Annotated in this window: 1 protein-coding gene and 1 pseudogene; both read right to left on the reverse strand. The window is 66.0% G+C overall.

The features are described 5' to 3' along the window. Positions 1-441, reverse strand: a 441-nt coding sequence (locus tag ABZ749_RS35480; RefSeq protein ID WP_357235820.1) for a GTP-binding protein, incomplete at its 3' end; no start/stop codon positions are given. A gap of 212 nt (positions 442-653) precedes the next feature. Beyond that, a pseudogene (gene fusA / locus ABZ749_RS35485) lies at positions 654-1,164 on the reverse strand (elongation factor G); the annotation flags it as partial.

Below are 1,164 nucleotides of genomic sequence, written 5' to 3' on the forward strand. Positions count from 1 at the left end.
CCGAGGTTCATTCGGCAGGCGCGGGTGCGGGTCGGTGCCCGGACGATCTACCTCGACATGTTCGCCGAGGCGGAGCGGGTCAACATCGAGTTGGAGCATCGGGCCGTCGGTCGCCGCGACCACCAGGATCGCGCCGTCCATCTGCGCGGCACCGGTGATCATGTTCTTGATGTAGTCGGCGTGCCCAGGGCAGTCGACGTGCGCGTAGTGCCGCGACTCGGTCTGGTACTCGACGTGCGCGATCGAGATCGTGATACCGCGGGCCTTCTCCTCCGGCGCCTTGTCGATCTCGTCGAACGGCGTGTAGGGGTTCAGGTCCGGGTACTGGTCGTGCAGGACCTTGGTGATGGCCGCCGTCAGCGTCGTCTTACCGTGGTCGATGTGACCAATGGTGCCGATGTTGACGTGCGGCTTAGTCCGCTCGAACTTAGCCTTCGCCACTGGTGTCCTCCTGTGGACTTCTTGGTTCGTACGCCCGGCGCGCCGGTCGGCGCTTAGGACTCTGTCGACAGCCTTTCCGGCCCGAAGGCCGGAGAGCCTTTGTGGGTTCTGCGGCGATGAAGCCTACAGGCCCGGTCTCACGCGATCCGATCGTGGTGGCCGCGGGCGGGTGAACCCTCCCGCGACCAACCACGAATCACCTGCTCAGAGCGCTACTCGCCCGTTGCCTTGGCGATGATCTCCTTCGCGACGCTCTGCGGAACCTCGGCGTAGGAGTCGAACTGCATGCTGTAGCTAGCCCGGCCCTGGGTCTTCGACCGCAGGTCGCCGACGTAGCCGAACATCTCCGACAACGGCACCAGGGCCCGGACGATGCGGGCGCCGCTGCGCTCCTCCATCGCCTGGATGATGCCGCGGCGGGAGTTGAGGTCACCGATGACGTCACCCATGTTCTCCTCAGGAGTGGTGACTTCAACGGCCATCATCGGCTCGAGCAGTGCCGGATCGGCCTTGCGGGCCGCGTCCTTCATCACCATCGAGCCGGCGATCTTGAATGCCATTTCCGACGAGTCGACCTCGTGGTACTGGCCGTCCAGCAGGGTCAGCTTCACGCCGACCAGCGGGAAGCCCGCCAGGATGCCGTACTGCAGCGCGTCCTGCGCACCGGCGTCCACCGAGGGGATGAACTCCCGGGGGATGCGGCCGCCGCTGACGGCGTTGGCG

The sequence above is a fragment of the Micromonospora sp. NPDC047753 genome (genome assembly GCF_040642735.1).
In the GTDB taxonomy this organism is placed as follows: domain Bacteria; phylum Actinomycetota; class Actinomycetes; order Mycobacteriales; family Micromonosporaceae; genus Micromonospora.